The sequence below is a fragment of the Aliiglaciecola sp. LCG003 genome (assembly GCF_030316135.1).
In the GTDB taxonomy this organism is placed as follows: domain Bacteria; phylum Pseudomonadota; class Gammaproteobacteria; order Enterobacterales; family Alteromonadaceae; genus Aliiglaciecola.
On sequence record NZ_CP128185.1, the window covers coordinates 3,586,454 to 3,602,560 of the forward strand.

The following is a 16,107-nucleotide window of genomic DNA, read 5'->3' on the forward strand; positions in this document are numbered from 1 at the left end:
TCACCTAATACCAAATTGATACAAATATTCTCGTGACGTTAGCTGAAAATTCAAATAAAGGTTCAGCGCCAACCGGTCCATCAGCGAGGATATTTCTAAAATCATCATACTCAAAACGCAGATGATCTAACTCATAATTTATCGTACTCTTTTTCAACCAAGAAGATTGAGAAAACTTAAACTCATAAGTCAAACTAAATCCTATAGAGCTATTTCTGAAGCTACTCATCTCTTTGTCTCTGGCGCGAAAATTCTGCTCAGCACTACGGGTAAATAAATCTTGATAGAAATCCGCCCTATCCTGCTGATAATGCCGTACGCGCAGATCCAAAATCCAATTATCACCAAAGGTATGGATATATCCTACTTTAAAACTATTGGCGTCAATACCCCAAGTATCAGAAAAAATCCGAGCTTCGCCATAGATGCTGGCGCGATATGCTAAATAGTAATTTAGATTGAGCGCGGCAGCATTACTGGTACGTGTATTGGGATACAATTCTGTTTCAAAGCGATAGCCCCTGTCTGCCGTTGTATCGGTATACCGTACCGCACGATATGGATTATTCAAATACCCTTCGTCCGTTATAGTTTCAAAGGTGAGTCCCATGATCATATTTTTAGTCAGTACTTGAGTCAGACCTAGTTGAAATTGTTGGCGGTCAGCTTCTTCAGCAAAATTTTCATCCCCTCGCTTGCCTACTTCATCCCAACCTTTGGCATAACCTAGACTAAGGGTTGTCAAGTCACCGAAGAAGTCTTGTGAGATACCAAAATGCACAGAACGAGCTTCAAAATCATTTTCCGAACTACTGGTGTAATTTAGATTCAACAGGGTTTTATTGTGCAAAAAGTCAATTCCTACACTGTGCTCTGTGCGCTCTTCTGTGTAGGGACTGGCGGTGGCTAGTACATCAATAGAGGCGCCGGATATCATATCCACATAATAATTAGCCGACACCGATACTTTGTTGCCGATTTGTTTACGCAGCAATACCGATGGACCATCTATAGACATGCCGTCACCTTGATAGGAATGATACATCACATCGGCACGTTCCTGAGGCAGAACCGCGGCGTTTACGCCTAGGGAAATTGCTAAGAGTAATTGCACTATCAGCAAAATCAGCAACCAAGGCTTGGTCATTGTTTTAGTTACAGCCACAGCCACCTCCCGCTCCACCTTCTGCACCTCGCGCCCCTTCCCTAGCCTGAAAAGCATGTTTGGTGTAGCTAAAGGAAACTGGATTAGGGTTGAGGGCCATGATGGGATCCGCTAGATTGTCACGCTCATAAGGCTTAACCCATGGCTCCAGGGTACTGACACATCCGGTGAGATACGCCACGCTGACACTGGCCATTAATCCTGCTGCAATTTTTTTAAGCATAGCCCTACCTATATAAACAAAAGAATTAGTCACTTTGCTCACTATTCTCTTAGTAAAGCTTTAACCACGGACTGATACTTGGTCTCGTCGCCAGTTTTATATCCGTAATGCGTCAAGCGCTTGTTGCCATCCCGATCAATGATCACCGTAGTGGGCATGGCACGCACATCATAAAGCTTGCTGACTTGATCGTTATCATCAAACAATACCGGGAAGCTCACTGCAATATCTTTAAGCAATGCCGTGGCCTTTTCTGGATTCTCATCCACATTCACCGCCAATACGGTAAAACCGATATCCTGGTACTCTTGCTGCATTGCTTCAAAATGCGGCAATTCTTCGCGACATGGCGCACACCATGATGCCCAAAAGTTAATCAATACCACATTACCTTGCTGCTCTTCCAAGCGCATATTTTCGCCAGACTGGCTTTTCAGGGTGAAATCTGGAGCGCTGCTGATGGTATCAGACGCCTTGGCGGTAAATGTGGCTATGATCAACAATGAAATCACCGCGACAAATAGATAATAAAAATTAGAAAATGGTTTTGAATTCATGACAATACTCCGTCAGCTATTCAGTTAGTTTGGCTCAAAAGAAAAAGGTTGCACCCAGTCCATACTCGATGTTGTGGGTGGCTTTTTCTTCGCCAATAATTTCACTATTAAAAATATGATCTTTGAGGCCCACATGGAGGGCAAAATAATCGGTGAGCAGCAAACGATAGCCAGCACCAGCGCTTATGGTAAAACGACTATCACCGGCAAAATCTGTACTACCTGCGCCCAAGGTAAAATAGGTCGCGGAATTAAATACCAAATCATTGCTCACAAAAACTTCGCCGTTCAGGTTATACCCGAGGGACAAGTTATAATAGGTATAGTCACGCTCATCTTCAGTTAGAAAGGGCGCACCGCCGCTCAATTTTTCAAAACTGGTTTTACCCGCTTTGGATTGGGCATAGCTAGCCTCCACAAAGAAATCTTCATTAACATGATAAGCAACACGAGCACCAATCACTGCATTGGAAGAAAAATCTTCGATACTCAACACACCAACAAACAACCCTAATTCAAAATTTTCACTGTCGATTTTTGCAGCGTTGATATCTCTACGTTGCAAGTCAGGTTCAAACACTGTTTGAGTAGATGTGCGAGTGTCTTGTGGTTCAGCCTGCTGAGCCACTGCATGGGATGCGCTGCCCAATAGCATAACGCCTAGAAAAATACTGCAAATCCGAGTTTCCACTCTTCCAACTCCTCATTCTCGTCACGCTCGGTAAGCACAACTAAATTTTGATATTCCAGTTTGAGCACAAAGTTTTGTGTCAGGTAATAGCGCACACCAATGCTCGCCGCGAGTAGATCGTTAGTACGTGTATCTTCACCAGACTGCACCAAGTTAGCTCGCGGTTTAGTTTGTATTTGCCCTGCGCCCAGTCGAAAATACGGTGACCAGCGCCATTCAGGGAAGGGACTATGAGTGATACTTAAAGTTGCATAACGATTTTCTGAAAAATCGCCTAGTGCCTGACTAAGACTCAGTTCTGTAGCGATATTTTCAGTCCAAACCCAACTGGCGACCACCGATAACGAAGGCACACCATCAAGAGAGCCACCATTGGCGCCAAATTCAAAATCTCGCTGTTGATAGCTTGCGAAACTTTGCTGAACAATCTCCACCGGCTGGCCTTCACTACTGAGTGTCATTGCCAGATCAGCCAATTTCACCCAACCTTCCTTTCCCTTACGTGTTCGGACTTTGAACCAGTTGGTGCGACGTTTGAGAACCGTTATCCATTCATCTTTCGTCGCCACGTAAAACACCGGATACCCCATCGCGGGTCCCGTATGCAATTCGATATAAGGCTGTGCAATTTGCACCTCTGGCAAGATATCTTCGCCAAAGGCTGGATTAACGATTAAGGCAAACCCTATCAGGAAGAACCATTTGGCCATTTTTTCCATCATTAATCCGCCGGAGCTGCAAAAGGATTATTGTAATACTGACCACCAATATCCAGCCACTCAGCAATCAGTTTGAGTTCTGCCTTTGATAGCCAACTTTGATGACTGCCGGTGGCGCTAAACGGGTTAAAGAATCTCGCACTGCTGCGGGCACCATTGGTACTCATAGCATTTGCCACCCTGATATTTTGAAATACCGCAATTGGATTCCCATCAGCATCGAGGATTAGCTCACCATCTTCATCAACTTCAAACACCGGATCGCCGTTGGCGTCAAGCACCGCAACTAGACGATCTACTATTGCGCCTTCCAACAATTCTTGTTCGTTATCAGTAAACATTAGCTCGCGATAACTGGTGAGGTGATCGGGGTTATCAACTGAGACTGAACCGCTTAAGTCCAGTTGCGCCACTGGCACCTGCGGCATTTGCGCCTCGTCGATGGGCGAATGACAGCTTGTACAAGTGTGATTGGCAAGTACCGAAATGCCATCTTCGGCTAAGACCATTCTGGGCAATTCAAAAATAGGTTGAATGGCATCAGGATAATTAATTTGAATACGGCAAAGTGATGTCCATTGGGTTGCACAAGCAGAAGTAATAGGTATGGCCGTAGCTAAATCAGCATAGGTATAAGCAAAGCCCGGCACAGGATTGGCAATAGCCGGATCGGTCCAAATATCCTCAAATTCAATATCGGCTTGTGGGCGTTGAACGCCGTTAAATCGACCATTGGTTTGCGCCATGGTCTCGCCAGTATCAGCAAACAATACAGGATTTGTATTAGGAAATGGCGTTCCGGTTGTGGCAGCGCCTAAATTTATCGATGGAGCTTCTGCTGCCACGCGGCCGTGGGGTAATTCACTACTTTGAGTATGGCAGCCATTACAGGTCTTTACTTCTCCGGGCGCAAATTGCATCCAATTTTGATGCCGCTCGCTGACCCGTTGACCATTAATATCTAACAAGCTGATTGCCAGTGGCAAATTCGCGGGTACATTAAAAAGTGCAGAGCCATCGGGTTGTACTGGCACATAGCCAATGATTTCACGCATTAACTGATTGCGACTGCGACCAAACGCAGAATTGTCAAAATCCCTTACATCTTGGTCAGGAATTGATACAGCTTTAACCACACGAATGAATTGTACGGGTCTTTGCAATACTGGAGTTTGCGTAGGGTCAGCTAACACCGCAATACCTTGCGGGGATGCATCCACACCGGCAAAATCATACACGCTTTTAATATGGATCTGAGCCAAACTAGCATCCGCTAAATCTTGACTAAAGACTTCGGCTATTTGAGCATCATCAGGAAACGCTCTAGATTCCATCGCCACGACTTCGCTAAACATCACACCTTCTGTCGGTACACCAATCGGTAACTGGGTGTTTTCAATGGGATCAAACATCCACAAACCAAACAAAAGTGGAGCTGCTTGCACATCAGGATTGGCCAACAAGGCATCGGTGCAAGGCAGAATACGGCGCTCTTCACCTTCTAGCAATTCTTCATCAGGGTCATACACTCGGCATTGACTCCAGCTAAACAGAACACGTTCACTACCATCCCACAAAGGATAAACCGCGTTAAAGTGTCCACCAGGCGAAATACTGCCGTCGATATTGATATTATCAAATAATATCGGCTGTTGTGCCGGGCCTGAAAGTCCACCTTGATTGGCAAACGGTTGTTGAATATCGATGAAGTTCTGAATGTCGATAGCCACATAGTCACCGCCTATTGTGGACGAATTAAAGCTACGAATTGCGCTTAATAATCGGCCATCGGCTAGCTCGCGACTCTGGGTAAATTGCAGCGCTTGCTCGCTGCGTTCAATATTATGACTATGTCGGCCGTAAACAATTTCTAGGCCAGAACCATCGGCATTCATCTGATACAAGTTAATCGTGTTGTTGTTGCCCGCTTGGTCCCAACGACTAAACAATATTTTGCCATTGCTTAGCACGGTAGCATCAAGATCATGGGATTGATTAAATGAGATTTGTTGGATGTCTTGGCCATTCGCTGACATCACATGCAGTACAGAAGCATGCTGGTCCAAGCCTTCTTCTAAACCTTGATATTGAGGTTTGCCTTCATCTAACAATACTGCTTGATTACCCGCTTGGCGAGTGGAGCTAAACAATATCCGCCCATCTGGCAGATAAACCGGTGCGGTATCCTGGCCTTCTTCAGCTACGATATCAGACACTATTAATCTGGAAAGCTGGTCAGTCAGACGATTGTATTGCCAGATATTCCAACTAGGTTGCTGATCATCATCAGCATCTTCAATTTCCGGGGCGCGCATGGCAAAAAGTAAACGTTCGCCATCATAAGAGACTTCTAAATCTTTCACATCATAACCGGCTAACGGATTATCTTGACTGGCTTGGCTGATTTGCTCTTCGGTATAAAAAGCTCGGTCAGTAATATTGCTTTCAACGGCGCTGGCAGAAGCTCTAGGTTTAAGGTAAATCGCAGCGCCGGGAATAAAATCAGTCGGGTTAGTCAAGTCGGCTGTGAGTAGCTCACCATCTTCATTCAAAGGCAAAGCACGTTTGATATAGGCGATGGGGATATCCACTACCACGGGATCAGGCTGCTGATTGTTTGATACTAAAGCTTGGCCACCGCCACAGCCGCTAAGCAAGATCATGCAGCAAGCACCAGCAAAAACCATAAGGTTGGAGTTGAGCCCTAGTGTTGTAAAACGAACATAATTCATTGTAACTTTCAAGCCTCCAACGTTAGACGGTTGTCTCTGAGTAGCGATAATTTGCGCGAGCAATTATCCACTGCCAACTTTAAACTTTAAACTGTCTCTGCATACAGACTGACGGACTTGGGGCCGACTAGTATCCGAATACTCAAACAGCTATTGCTTTTAACTAGGCTGGCGAGTGTTTCATTTTGCCTAGAGCTAAACAATCAGGGGATCAATCCAAAGTAATGTAATCTCATACCTTTAATGCCCCTGCCCCTCAAAAAATTTTCGTGATTGAACTGGTTAGATTGAAAAAATATTCCATTTAGTTGCCGGCGAAACCACCATGTCACAGATGACAGACAGCCAATTACGCCCGCCGTATATACATAAAAAGCTGATTTAAAGGGAGTTTGTCCAAATCCATCCATTAATCTGATCGTTAGACTGAATTTGCTGTGGCTAATTGGGTACGATATTCGAACCAAGATTGGGATAGCACTTGGATCCATTCCCTTCAACGCCCACCGAATACCTAGTGGTCTAATTTATGCTAAAGGGTCACAGCTGTTGCTTGCCAATTGGTGAGCGTCGCTATCTGATCCCCAGGTCATTTTAGCTAGCGGATATTTATACGGGTAATAATGTCCGATTAAACGAATGCCCCTCAGCAGGTTTAATTTTATGGATGCCATGAAAGGTATTGATAACTAGACCCTAAGCTCAGCAACTATATTTACCCTTAGTGGGTAATTCGACTATTTTTACCTTGGAAGCAGTTAGGAGCGCCAAAATTTGAAAAGTGTAGTATCAAAAAAAGGCCATGTTAGGTTCAAGCAACAAAGTATAAAGATTAGTCTGCTAGGTCTGTTATTCGTAAATAGTCTAGCGTTGCCAATCAATGGTTGGGCTGGGCCTCGTGAACAAGCTAAACGAATCCATGACCGCTTAGCAGGTGTACCTGCAAATGCAGCCACGTTAGACGCCATGGCCACTTTACTTGAGCAAGGTGACAATCAGCAAGCAGCCTATTTGGCGATGGACAACCCCGGCTTCTACAGTGTCACCCTTAAAAATTGGATCACCCCTTGGACCAATGAAGAGGCAGATAGTTTTGCCCCTTTAAACGACTATACTGCAACGGTTATTGGGATTACCCGTGATGATGTAGATTTTCGACAAATTCTCAGTGGCAATCTGCTTTATGTTGGCAACGATAGTTTAAACCTACCAAGCTATGCAGTTGATAATAATGACCATTATCAGGCATTAGAAGACCAAGAGCTGGATCTTTCTAGTGCACTAACAGCTACCACTCAAACCGCTGTTACTGGACTTCCAGCAGAAGCCACTGCCGGCGTGTTAACCACCCGCGCAGCGGCCAAATCATTCTTCAAAGACGGCACGAATCGCGCCATGTTCCGCTTTACCCTGATTAACCATTTGTGTACCGATTTGGAAGGTGTAAAAGATATCAGCCGCGCACCAGATCGCATCCGCCAAGACGTCAGTCGCAGTCCCGGCGGCGACAGCCGAATATTTTTAAACTCCTGTATTGGTTGCCACTCAGGCATGGATCCTTTAGCTCAAGCTTTTGCCTACTATGATTACCGTTACGATAGCGACGCCGACCCAGAGGGTTTAAGAGGCCGACTATTGTATAATTCAGCCGGCCAGAATGATCCGATTAGCAATTCTCGAGTCACTAGCAAACATCAAATCAATGCCAATAATTTTCCATTCGGATTTATTATCCAAGATGATAAATGGGACAACTACTGGCGCGCGGGACAAAACAAACATCTAGGCTGGGACAGCACTCTGCCCGGCTCAGGATCCGGAGCCAAAAGCATGGGCCAAGAATTGGCCAATAGTCAAAAGTTCGCCCAATGCCAGGTCAAAAAAGTATTCACCAATGTTTGTCTCAGAGATCCACAGGATGGTAACGACCGAGCCCAGGTTACCCAGATGATCAGCAACTTCGAAAACAGTGGCTTTCAAATTAAACGTGTCTTTGCCGATGCAGCAAACTATTGTAAAGGGAGCTAGAGATGCAGCAGTCAACTATCTCTCGGTCGATTAATCTATTAGTGGTAAGTGCGTTTATGCTATTACTAAATGGCTGTGGCGGGAGTACTGCGAAGGTAGAGAAAACCCCGCTGCCACCGCCAACCCAACAGCCGGGGGAAACCTATTCAGGTCCACCCGCTAATACTGATGACGTGCAGCGTTACAAACTCAATTTGTGGGACAATATTAGCAGTGTCGAGCGTTGCGGTGCCTGTCATGTTCAAACCGGTCAATCACCAGAGTTTGCCCGTAACGATGACATTAATTTAGCCTATGTAGCCACTAACCCATTGGTGAATCTGGCCGAGCCCGAAACTTCAACCTTGGTCACTAAGGTTGCTGGGGGGCATAATTGTTGGTTGTCCAGTGCTGCGGCCTGTGCTGACATTATGACGACTTGGATCACAAATTGGGCTGATACTGACGTGACGGCTAACCAGATCCAACTGGAAGCCCCCGTTGAAAAATCACCAGGCGCAAATAAAAACTTTCCGCTTGGCAGTGACTTGTTCGCCAGTACCGTTCATCCATTGTTAGCCTCCTATTGTGTTAACTGCCACGTCGGCTCTGCGACTATTCCTATTGCACCTTATTTTGCTTCGAGCGATGCTGACGAAGCCTACCAAGTATCCAAGTCTCGGCTTAATTTGGATAACCCTGCCGCTTCGCGCTTTGTCGGTAGGGTACGAGATGAATTCCACAACTGCTGGAGTGATTGTGCCAGCGACAGTGACGAATTGATTACTGCCATTCAAGCAATGTCGGATGGCATAGAGCTGACAGAATTGGATCCGCAACTGGTAAATAGCCAAGCATTAACCCTATTCGATGGCACTTTGGCCACAGGCGGCGGTCGTTTTGAAAATGACCTGATAGCCAAATGGGAATTTAAAACCGGTTCAGGTACCACCGCATTCGATACCAGTGGTGTTGAACCCGCGATGGATCTGACCTTAAGCGGTGACGTGAACTGGATAGGCGGATGGGGAATTCAGTTGCTAAACGGTAAAGCTCAAAGCAGTACCACCAGTAGTAAAAAGCTTCATGATTTATTGACAGCGACTAACGAGCTGTCCATTGAAGCTTGGGTGGTGCCAGCCAATGTGACCCAAGAAGGCCCCGCTCGTATTATGAGTTATTCAGGCGGTGCAGATACGCGCAACTTCACCTTGGGTCAAACCCTCTATAATTACGACTTTTTACTGCGTACCGACAATACTGATGCCAATGGTGAGCCTGCACTTTCGACCCCTAATGCAGATGATGTTTTGCAAGCTAGCTTGCAGCATGTGGTGATCACTTATGATCCAATAAAGGGTAGACAAGTTTATGTCAATGGCGCATTGACCAACGCGAATGATGATATCCCGGTGGGTAACTTCAATGAATGGAACAGTACCTATGCCTTTGTTATGGGTAGCGAAGTATCTGGTCAGTTTCCATGGGCAGGCTCGATACGTATGGCTGCGGTACATAATCGCGCTCTGAGTCCCAGTCAAATTGCGCAAAACTTTGACGCAGGCATCGGACAAAAGTTTTTCCTACTATTTAACGTATCCCAGCACAGCAACATCGCTCAAAGTTATGTGGTGATGGAAGTCAGTCAATTTGACAGTTACAGTTACCTCTTCGCAGAACCCTTTTTCATTAGCCTTGATAGTAGCGCCGAGATCCAAACTGTTGCGATCGACGGCGTCCGAATCGGTCTGAACGGTAAAGAAGTGGCATCCGGGCAAGTATTCCAAAATCTACAGGCTAGTATCAATCCATCTGACTATGTAAATGGCCAAGGGCAGCACTTGTCTCGTTTAGGTACAACTGTCGCAATTGAAAAAGGTCCGCAACTTGATGAGTTTTTTCTAACCTTCGAACAATTGGGTGATGCCAGCAATATTGTTGTCGAAGCCGAGCCTCCGGCGCAAAGCCTGCCAACCGACCTGCCCGCGCAGGCCGATATTGGGGTACGTAATTTTGCCGAAATCAATGCTACTCTGGCTACAATCACCACAGTTCCTACTAGCAACAGTGAAGTCAAAGCTGCGTTTGAAACCCTTAAACAGCAACTCCCAACCGTTACCGATCCAACTAGTTTTCTGGCGTCCAATCAAATGGCTATCACTCAGATGGCAATAAAATATTGCGACCAATTGGTTGAGAATAACAATTTGCGCGCAAGTTACTTCAGCGGATTCGATTTTAATCAAGCCGCCGACCAAGCCTTTACAGCGCAAAATCGAGAGCTGATTGTGACACCGCTACTCGATCGTGTGATTGGACAAGATCTTGCGAGCCAGCCAGAACGCAGTGACGTGGCTCAAGAGCTAAATAACTTGATTGATACTCTGACAGATTGTTCAGGTAATAAAGTCTGTGATGCAACTTATACCCGCACAGTGGTGAAAGCCACTTGCGCTGCAACCATCGGCAGTGCAGCCATGCTTGTACAATAACAGCAATAAAGGTTTGAACATGAACAACAAAAAATTTAACAATTTATCCGCCGATGCACCTTTATTGCACGATGACCATGCAAAGCCAGTATCACGGAGAGAGTTCATCGCTCAAGGATTTACTGCCGGATTAGGCACAGTGATGGCAGGCTCAGTATTTAGCCTGTTTGGCAATCCTCGCAATGCCAATGCAGCGTTATCTGGCGATCTTGAAGCCCTTAAAGCTAACTGTGGTATCGCAACCCAAGGTGCGGGAAAAATTCCGTTTATCTGCTTTGATTTGGCGGGCGGAGCAAATATTTCAGGTTCAAATGTGCTGGTCGGTGGTCGTGGCGGCCAATTGGATTTTTTAAGTACCGGTGGCTATAGCAAACTGGGATTACCCGGCGACATGGTGCCTTCAATAATGAATCCCGCCACAGGTTTAAGTGACTTTATCAATACTGAGTTGGGTTTGGCCTTTCATTCTGACAGCGCCTTTCTTAGGGGCATACTGGAAAAAGTCAGCCCGACAAATCGTGCGAATATCAATGGTGCGGTGATCCCCGCCCGCTCAGAGAATGACACGGGCAATAATCCGCATAATCCGATGTATGGCATCAATAAAGTAGGCGCGGATGGTTCGCTGCTTACTTTGGTGGGCTCGCGCAATTCAGATTCTGGCGGCAACAGTATGTCACCCGCAGCGATGATAGACTCTGCCAAGCGTCCAACCAAAATTGATCGTCCTTCGGATGTGACAGGTTTAGTTGACACTGGCGATCTCGTAGGCTTGTTAAGTCAGCAAGACTCGGTCGCGGTGATGGAGTCGATCCAACGGATAAGCGACATGAAGTTGGGTAAGGTCAATACCCAAATCACCACAGATGAAGTGATCAAAGATTTGGTTCGGTGTGGCTATGTCAAAAGTGCAGATATTACCGATAGATTTGGTGACCCATCCTCACTCAATCCGGAGCTGGATGGGGATATTGTTGGTGATGCCGGTATATTTAGCCAAGCAGAATTTGATAGTGATGGCGAATTTAGAAAAGCAGCTGCGGTAATGAAATTAGTCATTAATGGTTTTGCCGGAGCAGGCACCATCACCATGGGCGGCTTTGATTACCACACAGGCAACCGTATGGTGGGCGAAGTACGCGACTTGCGCGCGGGTCGCTGTATGGGAGCCTGTATTGAATATGCGGCTAAATTGGGTGTACCACTGATGATGTATGTTTGCAGTGACGGTTCAGTTGCGAGCAACGGTATGATTGATGATTCAGTCGATGGTCGTGGCAAGGGAGTGTGGACTGGAGACAATTCTTCCACGGCCGCGTCATTCTTTTTGGTCTATAACCCAAATGGTACGCCTCAATTACTCGGTGCGAGTGCAGAACAACAAGCGCAACATCAGCAAATAGGCTACATGCGCCGCGATGCTTCGGTCGAGACCGCAGCGACGCCTGCGGCAAACAACGTCAACTTACTGGTTGAAACCGTGATCCTCAATTACATGGCGTTACACGGGGAACAAGGTGGCTTTTCCGCAGCTTTCCCGCAACATGGTTTAGGTAACTCAAGCTTAATGGATAGCCTTACCGCGTTTGAACCCATAGTCAATGGCGTGATGAGCTAACAGCCAAAAACTCTCTAATGTTACTAGAGTAAATATACGCCTAGCTCGGGTATTTTTACTCTGCTGTGGAGCTAATCATTTCATCAACTGCCAATTAACCCTCGCTTTCGACTATTCATCGCGTTCGCACCTTTAGCGTTAAACTTTTTATTTGCATTAAGGTCATTTTAATTAGGTACTGTATTTAACAGTATCAGGGCAATCTGTGTTAGCCATAGCGGTTATAGTTAGGGCATTAATAGCCAATGACATATCCAACACACACCAGCACAATTGTATTTATTTATATCGTGTAACAACATTTGCACACGCCGATATGACCCAATGTTTAACTAGGATCATTACTCAAGTTGGCAAAACGGAGTAATCACACATGAGCGAATTTAAAACCATTCCCACCATTGCATTAGGCTTGTCCAAAACATTCTGCATCGACAGACAGGACGCCAATACGGAGACATTAACCCTGCATAGCCCTGCACTCTTTGTTATGACAGACTTTTCCAGACCCAACCCCAATATTCTGGATGACGACTCCACGATTGATGAGGCCTTGCATGTTATGCAAAAAAGTCACGTTAAATCTAAGTTAGTGGTGGACAAGAAAATGAATATTTTGGGCATTATTAATATGGCAGATTTACTCAGCCGAAAAGTGCTTAAAACTGCCAACGAACGTGGTGTCACACGTGGCGATATGACAGTTAAAGAGGTGATGGTGCCGGTTAGCGAACTGCACGGCGTTAGCTATGAAAAAATTGCCAAAAGCAGCATTGGAGATGCACTGGCAACCATGCGTCAACTTGGCGAGCTGCACCTACTGGTCTTTGATATTGAGCAAAATCTACGGGGCGTGATTTCTGCAATCGATATCAGTCATGGATTAAATATAGCTATGGATGTTGGCCCCATCGCTCATAACTTTAAAGACGTTTTTAATGTGATCCATAACCATAGAGAATTGAGCTAGGCAAAGATTAACGAAGAGCAGAACTGCGTGTTGATTGGCTGATCGACCATTGGCTGATTTACTCTCGCCGTGGAGCTTAACAATCTGAACTCGGAAAACATTTTCCGAGTTCAGATTAAGCTAAACTTGAGAAAGTTAGAAATCCCAACTCAGGCTGGCACTAAATGACGTACCTACGGTTTCGTTTAGTAATTGCAGGCCTTCTTGGGTGATCTCTTTTTCTTCACCAAGTATATTCTGGATCTTAAACTTAACCGTGGTATTAAAATCCGGATAATAGGTATAGACCAAGTCCAAAGAATGAAATGGCTGCTCTTGTGCATCTTCGTTACCACTTACTCCTGGGACAATAATTCGTTCACCGAAAGAGTTATATACTAAAGATGCCGAATGCTCACCGTCCAACGAATCCCAGCCCAACTGCATGTTAACAACCCACTCAGAATGGCCGACTAAACGTCGCACATCGTTGGTGATTGGCGTAGTCACAGAGGATGCGTTCAATGCATCACGAAGCTGAATATTGTACAAAGAATTGTCGTCATCACGACCGATCTTCACTTCAGAGTCTGACAAAGTAATGTTACCTGACATAAAGAAGTTAGATAAATCGCTGGATATGAAGGTCAAATCCTGCAAAAATTCAAATTCAACACCATATAGCTCGCCGGTTTCAGCATTGGCCGTTAGCAGCTGTGGTACACCTTCACCACCACTTAATTCAATCATTTCGATAGGATTAGCCATATCTTTGTAGAACAAAGCTACCGATAAGTTGTTGCCCGTTGGTTTGTACCATTCCCACCTTAGATCCAAATTGTCTAATTCGGCCTGTTGCAACAAAGGCGAACCACGGACCAAGAACTCGGTTAAAGGATCGATAAAGAAGCTGGCGCTAATATCACGTAAGTCAGGGCGGATGACGGTTTGGCTGACATTTACCCGGAACTGCATTTCTTCATCCATGATGTAAGTTAATGCTAAAGAAGGAAACAAATCATCTTCGTTATAAACCGACTCGAGAATTTCTTCCCGCTCAATGGCAAAAATATCACTATGTGGCCGATACGGAATGGACACCTGTTGGAATCTTTCCCATCTCACACCACCAGATACGCGGAACGAATTGGAGATAAAGGCATCAGCCATAAAGTAATACGCTTCAAGCTTACTGGCGGCGGAGTATTTATCGCCGTTGCCAGTATTGTCTTGAAACAAACCACGGCCAGTTGAGCTCAAATAAAAATCAGAGTTGGCGATGTTTTCGGGAGTGAAGATCTGATCTAAACGTTGACCCTGTTTGAAGGTATCATTTATGCCAAAATGACGAATACCGATATCAATATTTTCCGCATCACGGGTTTTTTCATAGTAGTCACTACCGAATTTCAACTCAACTTCATAACCATCACCGAAAATAGGGACTGCCGCATTGAATCCCCAAGTATCAGAGGTATCTTGCAAGGTCTGATATTGCCGAACCAAGTTAGTTGCAGCGAGATCCTGGAGACCTTCAAATTGAACTTCACCGGCTTGATTGAAGTTTTTCTCAAAAGTCACTTCCAGAATATCAGGTGCATCACGAGATGCACGACTAGTACCCGCATACCAATCAAAATAAGAATTCCACCAATTAGGTAAATTGTGAGTCCCCTTGAGCTGACTTGAAACCATTTCACGTTCTTCGAAGATAATGTCTAAGCGACTGAGCTCAGTCACCCCTTCTTCTGACTCGTTAGCATCGAAATAATCACGGTAACGCACTCGATCTCGCATATCGTGCAAGATCATATTTACCAACTCAATTTTGTTGTTCGAGTCGTATTCATAACCGACATTGAACATGCCACTCCAGCGCACGCTTTGCTCAGTAGAGGGGCCATTTAATGCCTTGGTAAAACAGCGAGCGCCACTGTTGTCACAGCCTCCGCCAATATCAGAGCCGTTTTTTTCATTGGTAACGGCCCATTCGTTACTATAAGAGACAGTAGCAAGGAAGCCCAAAACGCTGCCGTTGTCTAAGTCATAGACATTCCCTAGAGTCGCCCCAACGTTGAAATCAGGATCAATACTTTTAGGATCAGGGCCGATATCCCAGTTTAATGAAGACAATAGCGCTTGGGTGTCAGCCAATGTGGTGGACGAAGAGCCCTCTATCCCAGCCGAACCTGATGCTGCTAATGCATTTGCAAAGGCATCGGGAAGTGCCCGCGTGCCGTCATCGCGACCGGTCCAGTCATCACCACCACCAGCGTAAAAATAGCCATCGTTGCTGTCTTCAGTGTTGTAGCCTAAACCACCACTCACACTAAATACAAAATCCGTGGGTATTGATTTTGTCCGAATGTTGACGTTTCCACCACCAAAATGCCCAGGCATATTGGGCGAGAAGGATTTTTGCACATTCAGACTTTCAATAATGTCTGATGGGAATAAATCCAACGGCACCACTGAGCGGGTCGGATCAGGGCTGGGAACCGTCATACCGTTTAACTGAGTACTCGAATAACGCTCACCCAAACCACGCACATAAATGAACTTACCATCTACCAAAGTCAGACCGGTAACTCGACGAAGCGCAGAGGCTGCATCACCGTCACCGGTACGAGAAATTTGTTCTGCACCCAAAATATCAGCTACGAAAGCCTGATTTTGGCGTTCTTGTAATACCGCAGATGCCGTACCTTTTAAACGGGTTCCCGTTGCAACGACCTCTTCAATTGCAGCGTCTTCTTCGCTACTTTGGGCCAACACGTCTGAAGCCAAAGTGCCGCAACAAAGCACAGACACAACTGCCAAACTTACGCGGCTTCTTCTGAGCATTGAGTCTAATTTAGTTTTCATTTACTGACATTCCTATAAAGCTGGAAAAGATTCTTAACATGAAAAAGCTAAGACGATTATTCGTCTTAGCTTTTTTTAAAACATTCAGA

11 protein-coding genes are annotated in these 16,107 nt (G+C 45.5%); 4 read left to right on the forward strand and 7 right to left on the reverse strand.

Annotated features, from left to right (window positions below; all coding sequences use genetic code 11):
- Positions 1-4: 4 nt before the first annotated feature.
- From QR722_RS15640 to QR722_RS15665, 6 genes are read right to left on the reverse strand one after another with little or no spacing between them, the layout of a single operon-like run.
- Positions 5-1,165, reverse strand: a complete 1,161-nt coding sequence (locus tag QR722_RS15640; protein ID WP_502872438.1) for a DUF3570 domain-containing protein — start codon at positions 1,163-1,165, stop codon at positions 5-7.
- Positions 1,152-1,388 carry a DUF4266 domain-containing protein gene (locus QR722_RS15645; RefSeq protein WP_286283865.1) on the reverse strand — a complete coding sequence of 79 codons (237 nt, stop codon included), beginning with the start codon at positions 1,386-1,388 and terminating at the stop codon, positions 1,152-1,154. The genes QR722_RS15640 and QR722_RS15645 overlap by 14 nt, the downstream gene beginning before the upstream one ends.
- Positions 1,389-1,429: 41 nt before the next feature.
- Positions 1,430-1,945, reverse strand: a complete 516-nt coding sequence (locus tag QR722_RS15650) for a TlpA family protein disulfide reductase (RefSeq protein ID WP_286283866.1) — start codon at positions 1,943-1,945, stop codon at positions 1,430-1,432.
- Between the two features lie 34 nt (positions 1,946-1,979).
- Positions 1,980-2,636 (reverse strand): outer membrane beta-barrel domain-containing protein, encoded by a 657-nt coding sequence (locus QR722_RS15655; protein WP_286283867.1) that lies wholly within the window; start codon positions 2,634-2,636, stop codon positions 1,980-1,982.
- Positions 2,606-3,358 carry an SH3 domain-containing protein gene (locus tag QR722_RS15660; protein WP_286283868.1) on the reverse strand — a complete coding sequence of 251 codons (753 nt, stop codon included), beginning with the start codon at positions 3,356-3,358 and terminating at the stop codon, positions 2,606-2,608. Before QR722_RS15660 ends, QR722_RS15655 begins: the two co-directional genes overlap by 31 nt.
- Complete coding sequence (locus tag QR722_RS15665; RefSeq protein WP_286283869.1) at positions 3,358-6,087, reverse strand: HzsA-related protein; 2,730 nt, start codon at positions 6,085-6,087, stop codon at positions 3,358-3,360. Before QR722_RS15665 ends, QR722_RS15660 begins: the two co-directional genes overlap by 1 nt.
- 774 nt (positions 6,088-6,861) lie before the next feature.
- Here QR722_RS15665 and QR722_RS15670 point away from each other — a divergent pair.
- From QR722_RS15670 to QR722_RS15685, 4 genes are all read left to right on the forward strand, one after another.
- Positions 6,862-8,115, forward strand: a complete 1,254-nt coding sequence (locus QR722_RS15670) for a hypothetical protein (RefSeq protein ID WP_286283870.1) — start codon at positions 6,862-6,864, stop codon at positions 8,113-8,115.
- A 2-nt stretch (positions 8,116-8,117) separates the two neighbouring features.
- The gene (locus tag QR722_RS15675) at positions 8,118-10,586 is read left to right on the forward strand and encodes a LamG domain-containing protein (protein WP_286283871.1); all 2,469 of its coding nucleotides are present in this window, start codon (positions 8,118-8,120) and stop codon (positions 10,584-10,586) included.
- 19 nt (positions 10,587-10,605) lie between these two features.
- Positions 10,606-12,204, forward strand: a complete 1,599-nt coding sequence (locus QR722_RS15680) for a general secretion pathway protein GspF (protein ID WP_286283872.1) — start codon at positions 10,606-10,608, stop codon at positions 12,202-12,204.
- 373 nt (positions 12,205-12,577) lie between these two features.
- Positions 12,578-13,174: a CBS domain-containing protein gene (locus QR722_RS15685; RefSeq protein WP_286283873.1), complete on the forward strand. Its 597-nt coding sequence runs from the start codon at positions 12,578-12,580 to the stop codon at positions 13,172-13,174.
- 135 nt (positions 13,175-13,309) lie between these two features.
- Here QR722_RS15685 and QR722_RS15690 read toward each other — a convergent pair whose 3' ends face one another.
- Complete coding sequence (locus QR722_RS15690; protein ID WP_286283874.1) at positions 13,310-16,018, reverse strand: TonB-dependent receptor domain-containing protein; 2,709 nt, start codon at positions 16,016-16,018, stop codon at positions 13,310-13,312.
- Positions 16,019-16,107 lie beyond the last annotated feature (89 nt).